This is a genomic window from Streptomyces rimosus subsp. rimosus (assembly GCF_000720725.1).
Taxonomy (GTDB): Bacteria; Actinomycetota; Actinomycetes; order Streptomycetales; family Streptomycetaceae; genus Streptomyces; species Streptomyces rimosus_A.
In genome coordinates, this window is record NZ_JOCQ01000033.1 from 24,195 (window position 1) to 37,529 (window position 13,335).

A 13,335-nucleotide genomic window follows, 5' to 3' on the forward strand; every position below is an offset into this window, starting at 1 on the left:
TCGGAACGAACGCTCAGAACAGCCGCAGCTTGTCGTCCTCGATGCCGCGCAGCGCGTTGTAGTCCAGCACGACGCAGCCGATACCGCGGTCGGTGGCCAGCACCCGGGCCTGCGGCTTGATCTCCTGGGCCGCGAACACGCCCTTGACCGGCGCCAGATGCGGGTCGCGGTTGAGCAGTTCGAGATAGCGGGTGAGCTGCTCGACACCGTCGATCTCACCGCGCCGCTTGATCTCCACGGCGACCGTCGCGCCGTCCGCGTCCCGGCACAGGATGTCCACCGGGCCGATGGCGGTGGGGTATTCGCGGCGGATGAGCGAGTAGCCGTCGCCGAGGGTCTCGATCCGGTCGGCGAGCAGCTCCTGGAGGTGCGCCTCCACCCCGTCCTTGATGAGCCCCGGGTCCACGCCCAGCTCGTGGGACGAGTCGTGCATCACCTCTTCCAGCGTGATGATGAGCTTCTCGCCGCCCTTGTTCTCCACCGTCCACACCCCGTCGCCCTCCTTGAGGGTGCACGGCGGGGACATCCAGTTCAGGGGTTTGTAGGCGCGGTCGTCCGCATGGATGGAGACCGAACCGTCCGCCTTCACGAGGATGAGGCGGGGGGCCGACGGGAGGTGGGCGGTGAGCCGGCCCGCGTAGTCCACGGAGCAACGGGCGATGACGAGACGCATGGTGCGCCACGCTACTCGACCGGGGGCCGCGGACGCGATTCGCCCCTGAACCACCGAGTTCGCCGGTGGCCGGTTGTCTGAGCAATCTCCTGGTGCGGGCCGGGTGACCGGCCTAACGTTGAAGCGGGGGGTCGTGATACGGACACGCTCCGTCGCGAGCCTCCCGTCCGATCCCTGAGGCCCCGCTCCGGCGGGGCCGCGAGAGGAGAACCTCATGTCGCTCGACGTCTCACCGGCCCTCCTCGAACAGGCCGAGCGAGGCGAGGTCGACGAAGCGGAATTTGTCGACTGCGTCCGGACCTCCCTGCCGTACGCATGGGAGATGATCAGCTCGCTGGTGGCCCGGCTGAAGGTGGACGGCGGTCAGTTCGCCGACAACCAGACGCCGCCGCCGGACGAGCAGGCGCGCGGTCAGCTGCTGCGTGCGCTGGCGAGTGACGCAATACGCGGGTCCCTGGAGCGCCACTTCGGTGTGCGCCTGGCATTCCAGAACTGCCACCGGGTCGCGGTCTTCCCGCTCGACCCGGTGGTGGACGACAGGCTGGCCAAGTTCACCTCCATACGCGGCCAGTTGCTGAACCAGTCGCCCGAGCTGCGCGACTGCTGACCGGGTGACGCTGCCGCTGCGCACGCGGGACGCGGCACCGTGCGTAGCCGTTGCGCCGGCGGCAGCATCCGCCAACTCCCGGGCCGTCATGCTGCGTTGACGGCCCTCTTCGGGCGCCCTCCGGTCACCGGACCGGGGACCGGCGCCATCGCGCCGGTCGGGCGCGGCCCGCGGCCACCCGGCCCGGCGTCGCCGGACGGGCCCGCGCGGGCCGCCGTACCCTTGCCGGCGCCCGGCTCAGCCGAGCAGCGGCAGCACCTCGGCGCCCAGCCGCAGGACGTTCTCCTCCGTGGCGGCCAGATCTCCGGAACCCTCCACGAGCAGCGCGAAGCGCCGGATGCCCGTCCGCTCGGCCGAGGCCGCCAGCCGGTCGGCACACAGCCGCGGCGGCCCCACCGGGTGCAGGTCGCAGAGCAGTTCCGTGTACGCCAGCGGATCGCGCATGGCGCGGTAGCGGCCGTCGACCGTCTCATGGGCCGCGAGGCCGCGCCGCAGCCAGCCCGGCATGGCCTTGGTGAGCACCTCGGCGGCGCCCTGGCGGGTGTCGCCGACCTGCACCACGCCCGCCGAGACGTGCTCCGCCGCCGCGATCTCGGCCGGGTCCCGTCCGGCCGCCAGCGACAGACGGTGCCACAGCGCGACCATCTCCGCCTTGTCCTCGTCGCCGCAGTGCATCCCCAGCAGCATGGGCAGCCCGCGCTCGGCGGCCAGCCGCACCGACCCGGGCGAGGTGCACGCCAGGACGACCGGCGGACCGGCCGGCATCTCCAGCGACTCGGCGGGCCGCGGCACGACCGCGACCTCACGGAAGGAGTGACGTTCCCCCGCGGCGCCGACCCGGGGCTCGCGCAGCCAGCGCAGCAGCAGGTCCAGCGACTCGGGGAAGTGCTTCTCGTAGGCGTCCAGGCCGGTGCCGAAGACCTCCAGGTCCACCCAGGGGCCGCCGCGGCCCACCCCGAGGGTGAACCGGCCGCCGGAGATCAGGTGCAGCAGCGCCGCCTGCTCCCCGAGGGCGACCGGGTGCCGGGTCGGCAGCACGCTGACGGAGGTGCCGACGCCGATTCTGTCCGTACGCCCGAGCAGCAGCGCGGCCAGCGTCGCCGCCGACGGGCAGACCCCGTACGGCATGAAGTGGTGCTCGGCCAGCCAGACCGCGTCGAGTCCGGCCTCCTCGGCGACCTCCGCGGACCGCACCGCGCGGTGCAGTGCCTCCCCCTGTCCCTGGCCGGGAAACTGAGCGGCCAGGATGAATGCCCCAACGCGCATCGCTCTTCTGCCTCCTCGCAGCCGACGCGACATCCCCCTAACAGGCAACAACGGGTGACACGTGCCAAGGGCACGGCCTGGAGCGAAGTTTCCCGATGATCGCAGGATTGTGGTAGGCGGCGGACCCCATGACCGATCCGCGTAGGGTGGTGACGGCCCGTGACCCCGTAGATTTCCCGAGGTGCCCAGTGTCCCCGCGTCGAAACCGCCCCCGCGGCGGTGAGAAGCCAGCCGACCACTCGGGCGCAGGCCGCTACGGACTCGAACGTACCGAGGAGTGGCGCGGTGAGGACTGGGTCGTACGGCACCTGGGGGGCGGCGGTGCGGCCAAGCACTACCGCTGCCCGGGATGCGACCAGGAGATCCCGCCGGGGGTGCCGCACGTCGTCGCCTGGCCGCGGGAGGGCGACGTGGACGACCGCAGACACTGGCACAAGGCGTGCTGGAACGCACGGGACCGCCGGAGCGCGCGGCTCCAGCGGTCCCGTAACGCGCCGAGGTACTGACCTACACGTCGCGCTTCTCCAGTGCGGCGTACGCGCCGGCGAGGACGACGGCGGTGACGCCCGCGAGGACCAGCAGCGGCTGCCAGCCCTCCGGTCCGCTGCCGAGGCCGAGGAACGGCTGGTCGTAGAGCGCGCCGAGGCTGCTGGGGATCGAGTACTGGATCATGGCTTTCGCGAGTGACCGCAGGCTCTCCGAGGCCAGCATGAAGACGGCCAGCAGCATGGGCAGCAGGACCAGGCCCATCATCGCGCTGATCGCGCCGGCCGAGTGCCGCAGCAGCGTGCCGGCGCCCAGGGCCAGCAGGCTCAGCACGGCCACGTACAGGCCGGAACCGACCGTGGCGCGCAGCCACTGGTCGACGGTCGGCGCCGAGCCGTCGATCATCCCGGCGTGCGCCACCGCGACCAGGGTGGTGGAGGCGGTGGTGATCACGAACGTCAGCGCGAACAGCACGATCGCCTTGGCGGTCAGCACCCGGCTCCGGCTGGGGCAGGCCGTGAACGTCGTACGGATCATGCCCGTGCCGTACTCCGAGGAGATCACCAGCACGCCGAGCGGGAGCACGCACAGCATCCCGAGCAGCAGGCCGATCCAGGCGTAGCCGAGCACCGGACCGGACCCCCGGTCCGTGCCCGACAGCGGCAGCGCGATCGCCAGCCCGATGCCGACGTTCAGCAGGATCATCACGCCCAGCGTCCACATCGTGGAGCGCACCGAGCGGATCTTCGTCCACTCGGAGGCGAGGGCGTGGCCCAGGTTCGTACGGCGGACCGGGATCGGCGAGACGTAGGCCGGGGCGGTGCCGCCGGGGCCGGCGGTCTGCCAGGCGGCCGGGATCTGCTGCTGGTGGGGCGGCAGCGAGGCGTGCTGCTGCGCGGGCTGGTGCGGCTGCTGCTGCGGGGGAGTGGCGGGCGGTTGCTGGGGAGCGGCGGGCGGCTGCTGCGCCTGGAGCGTCATGGTGCCCGCGTCCTTGGGCGCGCCCTGCGGGGGCAGCGGCGCCCCCTGCGGTGCGGCCTGGGCCTGGAGCATCATCGTCCCGGCCTCCTTGCCGGGCGCGGCGGCGGGCGGCTGCTGGGCCTGGAGCATCATCGTGCCCGCCTCGCGCGCCGGACCGCCCTCCTGCTGTGCCGGAGCCTGGGCCGGAGGCTGCTCCGGCTGCGGGTGCGCGGCCAGCGGCCGGGGCTCCGGCTGCTCGGCGGGGTGCTGCGCGGGCGGCTCCGGGGCCCCGGCCGGGGGCATCGGGGCGGCGGCGCCGGGGGCGGCGGTGTCGTGCGGCTCAGGCTGCGGCTGCGGCTGCTGAGGGCTGGTCATCGGGCGTCCTCGGGGTGCGGCGTGGAGATGTCGGCGGGGGCGGCGGGCTGCGCGGCGGGCGGCATCGGCGCCGGGGCACCGGCCTGCGGACCCGGCTGCGGCTGCGCGTACGGGTTCGGCTGTCCGTACGGAGCGCCCGGGCCGGCCGCGGGCGGGTAGCCGTAGCCCTGGACCGGAGCGCCGCCGGGCGCCTGCGCGTACGGGTTCGGCTGCCCCGGGTGCGCGGGCTGCCCCGGGTGGGCGGGCTGTCCGTACGGGCCCGGCTGCGGCGCGTACCCCTGCGGGTGCTGCTGTCCCGGCACCCCGGGGCCCTGCGGCGCGGGGGCGGCCGCCTGCTGCTGGAGACCGGCGCGCTGGTCGGCCGTCGAGCGGTAGTCCACGACACCCTGCGTCAGCTGCATGTACGCCTCTTCCAGGGACGCCTGGTGCGGCGACAGTTCCCACAGGCGGATGTCCGCGCCGTGGGCGAGGTCGCTGATGCGCGGCAGCGGCAGGCCGGTGACGCGCAGCGCGCCGTCCGGCTCCGGCACGACCTGGGCGCCCGCCTCGCCGAGCAGCGTTCCGAGCTTCTCGCGCAGCTCCGGCTCGGTGTCCGGGGTGCGCACCCGGGCGAAGTCGGCGGAGTTGGCCGAGATGAAGTCCTTGACCGACATGTCCGCGAGCAACTGGCCGCGTCCGATGACGATCAGGTGCTCGGCGGTCAGCGCCATCTCGCTCATCAGGTGCGAGGAGACGAAGACCGTACGGCCCTCGGCGGCCAGCTGCTTCATCAGGTTGCGGACCCACAGGATGCCCTCCGGGTCCAGGCCGTTGACCGGCTCGTCGAAGAGCAGCACCTGCGGGTCGCCGAGCAGCGCCGCCGCGATGCCCAGGCGCTGGCCCATGCCGAGCGAGAAGCCGCTGGAGCGCTTGCGGGCCACCTCCTGGAGCCCGACCACGCCGAGCACCTCGTCGACCCGGCGCGCCGGGATGCCGGAGAGCTGGGCGAGCGAGAGCAGGTGCTGGCGGGCGCTGCGGCCGCCGTGCACCGCCTTGGCGTCGAGGAGCGCGCCGACGTGGCGCGGGGCGTTGGGCACCTTGCGGAACGGGATGCCGCCGATCGTGACGCGCCCGGAGGTCGGGGTGTCCAGCCCCAGGATCATGCGCATCGTCGTTGACTTGCCGGAGCCGTTGGGCCCCAGGAAGCCCGTGACCGTGCCCGGCCGCACTCGGAACGACAGGTTGTGCACGGCCGTCTTGGCGCCGTAGCGCTTCGTCAGGCCGACTGCCTCGATCATTCTCCGCCCCTCGAAAGATGTTTCGGGGCAGAGGCGCTCTCGTACCCCCGTAAGCGTTAGGAGGTTATCGGGAGGCTGACGGTTCCCGTCAAAACGCGGGCGGGCGGGGCGCACGGGACGCCGGGGGCAGGGCCCCGGGCCCGGCACCGGGCCTCAGGCGTCGCGCCGCTTCAGCAGCAGATATCCGCCGAGCAGTGCGGCGGCCGTCCACGCCAGCATGATGCCGAACCCGCCCCACGGCCCGTACGGCACGTCGTCCCCGGACGGCGGCACCACCTGCATGATCCGCGCGCCGGCCTGGTCGGGGAGGTACCGGCCGATCTTCCTGGTGGCCGAGACGTTCCCCAGGATGCTGGAGATCAGGAAGAAGAACGGCATCAGGGTGCCCAGCGCGAGCATCGGGCTGCGCAGCATCGCCGCCACGCCCATCGCGAACACTCCGATCACCGTCATGTAGAGCCCGGCGCCCACCACGGCGCGCAGTACGCCCGGATCACCGAGCGACGCCGCGTGCGTGCCCAGCATCGCCTGTCCGGCGAAGAAGGTCAGAAAGGCCGTCACGAAGGAGACGACAAGGGCGAGCAGGGCGGCGACGGCGATCTTGCAGAAGAGGAAGGTGCCGCGCTGCGGTACGGCGGCGAGCGACGTACGGATCATGCCGGTGCTGTACTCGTTCGAGACCACCAGCACCCCGAAGACGATCATCGCCAGCTGGCCCAGGCCCATGCCGGCGAAGCTGGTGCCGGCGGGGTCGAAGCCGGCCCGGTCGCGGGACGCCGTGCTGCCGAAGTCGTTCGAGGCGAGCAGGCAGATCAGCACGCCCAGCGCGACCGTGACCACCAGGGCGACGCCCAGCGTCCACACCGTGGACCGCACCGACCGGATCTTGGTCCACTCCGACTTCAGGACCTGGGAGACGGCTGCCATCGTCACTCCCCCCGCTTCTTGTTCCGCCAGCCGGCGCCCCAGGCGCCGGGCTGCGCTCCTGGTGTGCCCGGGCCTCCCGGTGTGCCCGGCGTGTCCGGCCCTCCCGGTGCGCCCGGTCCTCCCGGCGTGCCCGGCGCTCCCGGCTGCGCGTCCGGCGCCCCCGGCGCTTCCGGAGGCGGCGCCGCGCCCGGCGGGACACCGCCGTCCGCCGCCCGCGGCGCGTCCGCCGTATGCGCGTGGTACTCCACCGACCCGGCGGTCAGCTGCATGAACGCCTCCTCCAGCGACGCCTGCTGCGGGCTCAGTTCGTGCAGGACGAGCCGGTGCCGCGCGGCCAGCTCGCCGAGGTCGGCGGCGCTCGCCCCGTCGACCTCCACCGCGTCGCCGGCCGGCACCGCCGCGTACCCGGCCTCCCCGAGCACGTCGAGCAGCCGCTCGCGCTCCGGCGACCGCATCCGGACGTACGAGCGGGAGTTCTCCTGGATGAACCGGGCCATCGAGGTGTCCGCCAGCAGCCGGCCCTGGCCGATGACGATCAGATGCTCGGCGGTCAGCGCCATCTCGCTCATCAGGTGCGAGGAGACGAACACCGTCCGGCCCTGGGCGGCCAGACCCTTCATCAGGTTGCGGATCCAGTGGATGCCCTCGGGGTCGAGACCGTTGACCGGCTCGTCGAACATGAGGATGCGGGGATCGCCGAGCAGCGCCGCCGCGATGCCCAGGCGCTGGCCCATGCCCAGCGAGAAGCCCTTGGAACGCTTCTTGGCCACCGGGGTCAGCCCCACCGTGTCCAGCACCTCGTGGACGCGGGCGAGCGGAATGCCGTTGCTCTGCGCCAGGCACAGCAGATGGTGGTAGGCGCTGCGGCCGCCGTGCACGGCCTTGGCGTCCAGCAGGGCGCCGAGGGAGGCCAGGGGGTCGGACAGCTGACGGTAGCGGCGGCCGTCGATACGGACCCGTCCCGACGTCGGATGGTCCAGATCGAGCATCATCCGCATGGTCGTGGACTTGCCGGCGCCGTTCGGGCCGAGGAATCCGGTGACCACCCCGGGCCGTACGGTGAAGGTCAGCCCGTCCACGGCGAGCTTGTCGCCGTAACGCTTGGTCAGCCCCTCGACTTCGATCATGTACAGCACGCTAAGCGCGGCCCAGGAACCCCGCATCTCGGACGAACCGGGCACTGTCCGCCCGGCGTCGAGCAGCTCGTACGACTGCTGAAAAAAGCATTCCGCCCGCCCGGTCTCCGGTCGGAGGCGGGGCGGGCGGAGCGCGGCTGCCGCCGTCGGGCGCGGTACCGGCCGTCACGGGTGCGGGCTGCGGGAGCCCACCGGCCGCACCGGCGTCACAACGGCGAACGGCGCCTCAGCGCGACTGCTGCGCCGGGACGCCGCGGGAGATGGGCTCCTCGTCCGCCGGGGTGCCGGCCGCGGCGACCGCCGCTCCGGTCAGCGTGGCGAGCATCTCGCGGACGTTCGTCAGCTGGGCGTTGATGGAGTCCCGGCGGTTGGTCAGCGCCGCCAGCTCCCGCTCGGACTCGCTGCGGATCCGGTCCGCCTTGGCGTTCGCGTCGGCCACGATGTCCTCGGCCTGGCGCTGCGCCGTCTCCACCGTCTGGCGGGCCCGGCGCTCCGCGTCCGTGCGCAGCTTCTCGGCCTCCAGCCGCAGCTGCTCGGCCCGGTGCTCGATCTCCGCGAGCCGCTTCTCGGCCTTGGCCTGACGCGAGGCCAGGTCCCGCTCGGACTGCTCGCGGCGCTTGGCGAGATTGGTCTCGAAGTCCGCGGCGGCCTGCGCGGCCTTGGCGCGCGTCTCCTCGAAGAGGGAGTCCGCCTCCTCCCGCTTGGACTGCGCGTCCTTCTGCGCCTCGGCACGCAGCGCGGTCGCCTCGCCCTGCGCCTTCTCGACGATACGGGCGCCCTCGTCCTCGGCCTTGGCCTTGCGCTCCGACGCGAACTGCTCGGCGTCGTTGCGGACCTGCTGGGCGGCCGACTCGGCCAGTTCGCGGTGCTGCTCGGCGGCCCGCCGGGCCTCCTCGCGCAGGTCCTTCGCTTCTTCTTCCGCGAGCCGGAGGATCTTCTCCACGCGCGCGCCGAGGCCCGCGTAGGACGGTTCGGCGTCGTTGACCTGGGCCTGGGCGTTCTGCGTTTCGAGGTGCAGCTCCTCGATCCGCTTCTCCAGGGAGGTGATGCGGGCCAGGGCGCTGTCGCGGTCGGCGACCAGCTTCGAAATGCGGTCGTCCACCTGACCGCGGTCGTACCCACGCCGCACGAGCTCGAAGCCGTAGGGGGAGGAAGTGTCGCTCATGGGGTTCCTGTCGAAAGAGACCGGTGAGGTGATAAAGGGAATCCTAGGGGCCGCAACGGCGTGTCATCGAGTCATTGCGCGTTTGAAGTGGAGAATGGCCCCTCATTTGGGTGGCTACCCCTCAGACTGCTTGCCACTCGAACGAGTTGCGCCCGCTCCCGCGGCAGCCTTCGCCCCTTCCTTGCCACCACCGTTCGACGGCGCCTCGAAAGATTCCAACGCCTCCAGCACGTCCTGGACACGGGAGATCTCCGCGTTGATGTCCTTGCGGCGCCGCACGAGCACCTCCAGCTCGCGCTTGCCCTCCTCGACGATCCGCTCCGCCTCCGCGCGGGCCTCGGTGCGCATCCGCTCCGACTCCCGTACGGCCTCGGCCTTCTTCTGCTCGGCCTCCTTGAGCAGCCCCTCCGCCTTCTTCACCGCGGCGATGCGCACCTTGCTGGCCTCGCTGCTGGCGTCCGACACCATGCGCTTGGCCTTCTCCTCGGCCTCCGCCTGCTGCTGGGTGGCCTGCGCGATCAGCTTGTCGACCCGCTCCCCGGCGTTCTTCATCGTCTCCGCGGACTCGCGGCGGGCCCGCTCGTGCAGCTCCTCGACCTCGCCCTCGATACGGGTGCGCAGCTCCTCGGCGCGCTCCCTTATCGCGGTGGCGTCCCCGCGGGCCTCGCTCAGCAGCGTGTCCGCGTCCGTACGGGCCTTCTCGACGAACCCGTTGCCCTCGGCGGTGGCCTCCGCGACGATCCGCTCGGCCTCCTTGCGGGCCGCGCCGACCATCGTGTCGGCCTGCTCCTCGGCGGCGGTCGCCGCCTTCAGCGCCTCCTCCTGCGCCTTGGCGATCAGCTGGTCGGCCTGCTCGGCGGCGTCCGCGCGGCGCTGCGCCGCGTCCTTGCGGGCCGCGTCGACGGTCTGCTCCGACTCCTCCAGCGCCTCGGTACGCAGCCGGTCGGCCTCCGCCTCCGCGTCCTCCTTGATCCGCTCGGACTCGGCACGCGTACGGGTGGCGTGCTCCTGCGCCGAGGTGACGGTGTCCGCCGCCTCCGCGCGCAGCCGGTCCGCCTCCGCGGTGGCCTCGGCGATCATCCGGTCGGCCTGCTCGCGGGCGTCGGCTCGGGTACGGTCCGCGTCCCGCTCGGCGCCCGCCACGGTCTCCGCGGCGTCCGCGCGCAGCCGCTCGGCCTCGCTGCCCGCCTCGGAGATCAGCGTGTCGGCCTGCTCCGCGGCGTCCGAACGGGTCTTGTTCGCCGCCTCGCGCGCCTCGTCGCCGGTCCGCTCGGCCTCCCGGCGCGCGGTCTCCAGCGCCTCGGCGGCCTCGGTACGCAGCCGCTCGGCCTCGGCGGTCGCCTCCGCGACCAGCTCCGCGGCCCGCTGCTCGCCCTCGGCGCGCAGCCGCTCGGCGGCCTCCCGGCCCTCGCGCACCGTGCGGTCCGCGTCGTCCTGCGCCGACGAGGTCAGCTCGGTCGCCTCGGTGACGATCCGTTCGGCCTCCGCGCGGGCCTCGGTGAGCAGCTGGTCCACCTGCTCGGCGGCGTCCGAACGCATCCGGTTGGCGTCGTTGCGGGCCTCCGCGCGGGCCCGGTTGGCGTCCTGCTCGGCCGAGGCCAGCGCGTCGGACGCGTCCGTACGCAGCTGCTGCGCCTTGGCGGAGGCGTCCGCCACCATCTTCTCGGCCTGCGCGGTGGCCTCCGCGATCAGGCTGTCGGCCTGCTCCGCGGCGTCCGTACGGGCCTTGCCGGCCGCCTCGCGCGCCTCGTCCAGCGTGCTGTCGGCCTCCGCGCGCAGCCGGTCGGCCTCCGCGATGGCCTCGGCGACCGTGCGGTCGGCGAGCGCCTTGGCGGCCTCGGCCTCCTCCTGCGCCTCGTGGCGGGTGCGGGACGCGTCCTCGGCGGCGCGCTCGCGCTCCGCGTAGGCGTCGGCCCGTACCCGGTCGGCCTCCTCCTGCGCCTCGGTACGCGTACGCTCCGCGGCGTGCTCGGCGGCCGAGCGCAGCCCGGTGATCTCCTCCTCGGCCTGCTCGTGCAGCCCGGCGACCGCGTCCCGCACCTGCTGGGCGGTCTGCTCGGCCGCGGCGACCAGCTCGGCGGCGCGCCGCTCGGCCTCCTCGACCAGCCGCTCCGCCTCCTCCTGCGCCTCGGCGACCCGCGTACGGGCCGAGGCCAGCAGCTCCTCGCTCTGCTCGCGCGCGGCGGTGCGCTCCTGGTGGGACTCCTCGCGGGCCTCGCCGAGCAGCTGCTCGGCCTCCCGGCGGCGGCGGGCCGCCTCCTCCTGGGCGGCGGCCAGCGCCTCGGCGGCCTCGGCGCCCGTACGCTCCGCGGCGGCCGCGGCCTCCGCGCGCACCCGGTCCGCGGTCTCCTGGGCCTCGGTCTTCAGCCGCTCCGCCTCGGCGGCGGCGTCACCGCGCAGCCGTACGGCGACGGCCTCGCCCTCGGCGCGCGCGGCGGACGCGTCGGTCGCCGCCTCCGAACGCAGCCGCTCGGCCTCCTCCTCGGCCTGCTGCTGGAGTGTCCGCAGCCGCTCCGCCGACTCGGCCTTGAGCTTGGCGGCCTCCTCCTGCGCCTCCCGGCGCAGCTTCTCGGCCTCGCCGCGGGCGTCGTGCAGCGCCTCCTCGGCGGCGGCGACCTTCTCCGCGGCCTCCGCCTGGAGCCGGTCCAGCTCCTCCTGCGCCTCGGTGCGGCGCTCGGCGGCGGCCTCCTCGGCCTCCGCACGCAGCTGCCGGGCGGCCTCCTCGGCCTCGGCCTTCAGCGCGGCGGCGGCCTCCTCGCTCTCGCCGCGCAGCTCCTCGGCCTCCTCGCGGGCGCGCTCCAGCACCTCCTCGGCCTGCTTGCGCAGGGCCGTGGCCCGCTCGATGGCCTCGGTGCGGATCCGCTCGCTCTCCGCGCCGGCGCCCGACCGCGTCTCCTCGGCGTCGGACTTCGCCTTGGCCAGCAGCTCCTCGGCGGTGGCGGCCGCATCCTCGATCTGCTGGACCGCCTCGCGGCGCGCCTCGGCCCGGATCCGGTCGCCCTCGTCGACCGCCTCGGCCCGCAGCTGCTCGGCCTCGCCGCGCAGCCGGCGCGCCTCCTCCTGGAGCTCGACGGTCTTGGCGCGGTACTCCTTCGTGTCGTCCTTGGCGGCGCCCTTGAGCTGCTCGGCGGTGTCGTGCGCCTCACCGCGCAGCCGGTCCGCCTCCGCCTCGGCCTCCCGGCGGACCCGCTCGGCCTCCTCGGCGGCGGCCTTGGTGGTGGCCTTGGCGTCCTCCGACGCCTTGGTCAGCACCTCCTCGGCGGTCCGTGCGGCCTTCGCGAGCTGCGCGGCGGAGTCCTCCGCCGCCTTGGACCTGGCGGCCTCCTGCGCCTCGGCGACCAGCCGCTCGGCCTCCGTACGGGCGTCCGCGCGCAGTTGCTCGGCCTCCGCCTTGAGCGCGTCGGCCTCCTTCGTGGCCTCGGCGACCAGCCGGGCGATCTCCGCCTTGGCGGTCCGCAGCCGCTGCTCCTGGTCCGACTCGGCGGCCGACAGCCGCTTGGTGGCGCTCTCCTGCGCCTCGCTGACCAGCTTCTCGGCCTCGGCGCGGGCCTCGCGCAGCGCGCGGTCGGCCTCCTGCATCCGGGTCTCGGCGGTGCGCGTCAGCTCCGCGGCCTGCCGCCGCGCCTCCTCGGTCTCCGAACCGACGCTGGTACGCAGCTGCTCGGCCTGGTCCGTGGCCTCCTGGGCCTGGGTGGAGGCGGCGTTCAGCAGCCGCTCGGCGTCCGTACGGGCGCGCCGCAGGATCGCCTCGGCCTCGGCGCGGGCCTGCTCGGCCTCGCTGCCCAGCCGCGCGCGGGTCTGCTCGGCCAGCCGCTGCGCCTCGGCGCGGGCGGCGGCCAGCGCCTGCTCGGACTCGGCGCGGGTCTCGTCCATCAGGCGGCGCGCCTGCGCCTCCGTACGGGAGCGCAGCTGCTCCGCCCACGCCACGTTCTCGTTGACGTGCGACTCGACGGTCTGGCGGCGCTCGTTCAGCTCCTCGTCCAGCCGGCGGCGCCGCTCGACCGCCTCGGTGTGCAGGTCGGCCTCCATGCGCGCCTGGCGCTCGGCCTGCTCCTGCAGCAGCCGCTGCGTCTGGGCGCGCGCCTCGCGCACCTCGCGCTCGGCGTCCGTACGCAACTGGTCGGCCTGGATCTGGGCGTTGCGCAGCAGCTGCTCGGCCTGATGGCTGACGTTGTCGTAAGCGGGGCGGGACGCGATGGTGCGCCGCGCCTCATGGAGCTTGGCTCGCAGCACCTCGACCTGGTAGCCGAGGTCGTCGGCGTGCTGGACCGCCTTGTCCCGCTCTGTCTTCAGCCGCTCCATCTCGGCCTCGAACTGCGAGAGGTGGTCGTCAGCCTCGTAGCGGTCGTTGCCCCGCACTGCGCGGTCCCATCCGTCCCCTGGTCATGGTGGCGGCCGGCTCCCATCTGCTCGTGCGCAGCCCGAAATGCCTCGTGCGGGACGCGTACTGGAGCTGACCCTTCCGA

At 73.9% G+C, this 13,335-nt stretch carries 10 protein-coding genes; 2 read left to right on the forward strand and 8 right to left on the reverse strand.

All coding sequences use genetic code 11. The features are described 5' to 3' along the window. Positions 1–13 precede the first annotated feature (13 nt). The gene (gene nucS, locus IH45_RS0118595) at positions 14–673 is read right to left on the reverse strand and encodes an endonuclease NucS (RefSeq protein WP_030669085.1); all 660 of its coding nucleotides are present in this window, start codon (positions 671–673) and stop codon (positions 14–16) included. 214 nt (positions 674–887) lie between these two features. Between nucS and IH45_RS0118600 the strand changes: the two genes are divergently transcribed. After that, a complete protein-coding gene (locus tag IH45_RS0118600) occupies positions 888–1,280 on the forward strand; it encodes an SCO5389 family protein (RefSeq protein WP_030669088.1) in 393 nt (130 codons plus the stop codon). Positions 1,281–1,517: 237 nt separating this feature from the next. On the opposite strand, the gene IH45_RS0118605 is transcribed toward IH45_RS0118600, so the two are convergent. Continuing rightward, on the reverse strand, positions 1,518–2,546 hold the full coding sequence (locus IH45_RS0118605; RefSeq protein ID WP_030669091.1) for an LLM class flavin-dependent oxidoreductase: 1,029 nt from the start codon (positions 2,544–2,546) through the stop codon (positions 1,518–1,520). A gap of 188 nt (positions 2,547–2,734) precedes the next feature. Between IH45_RS0118605 and IH45_RS0118610 the strand changes: the two genes are divergently transcribed. Then, complete coding sequence (locus IH45_RS0118610) at positions 2,735–3,052, forward strand: hypothetical protein (protein ID WP_030374571.1); 318 nt, start codon at positions 2,735–2,737, stop codon at positions 3,050–3,052. A gap of 1 nt (position 3,053) precedes the next feature. Here IH45_RS0118610 and IH45_RS1000000146610 read toward each other — a convergent pair whose 3' ends face one another. The 6 genes from IH45_RS1000000146610 to scy all read right to left on the reverse strand — a co-directional run bounded on the left by IH45_RS1000000146610 (position 3,054) and on the right by scy (position 13,228). Further along, positions 3,054–4,364 carry an ABC transporter permease subunit gene (locus IH45_RS1000000146610; RefSeq protein ID WP_030669094.1) on the reverse strand — a complete coding sequence of 437 codons (1,311 nt, stop codon included), beginning with the start codon at positions 4,362–4,364 and terminating at the stop codon, positions 3,054–3,056. Then, entirely contained in the window at positions 4,361–5,641 is a 1,281-nt protein-coding gene (locus IH45_RS0118620; protein WP_030669105.1) for an ABC transporter ATP-binding protein, read from the reverse strand. Before IH45_RS0118620 ends, IH45_RS1000000146610 begins: the two co-directional genes overlap by 4 nt. A gap of 153 nt (positions 5,642–5,794) precedes the next feature. Continuing rightward, entirely contained in the window at positions 5,795–6,568 is a 774-nt protein-coding gene (locus IH45_RS0118625) for an ABC transporter permease (protein WP_030669108.1), read from the reverse strand. 2 nt (positions 6,569–6,570) lie between these two features. After that, positions 6,571–7,695, reverse strand: a complete 1,125-nt coding sequence (locus IH45_RS0118630) for an ATP-binding cassette domain-containing protein (protein WP_030669112.1) — start codon at positions 7,693–7,695, stop codon at positions 6,571–6,573. A gap of 235 nt (positions 7,696–7,930) precedes the next feature. Continuing rightward, complete coding sequence (locus IH45_RS0118635) at positions 7,931–8,869, reverse strand: coiled-coil domain-containing protein (RefSeq protein WP_030374566.1); 939 nt, start codon at positions 8,867–8,869, stop codon at positions 7,931–7,933. Between the two features lie 114 nt (positions 8,870–8,983). After that, positions 8,984–13,228: a polarized growth protein Scy gene (scy, locus tag IH45_RS0118640; protein WP_030669114.1), complete on the reverse strand. Its 4,245-nt coding sequence runs from the start codon at positions 13,226–13,228 to the stop codon at positions 8,984–8,986. Between the last annotated feature and the right edge of the window lie 107 nt (positions 13,229–13,335).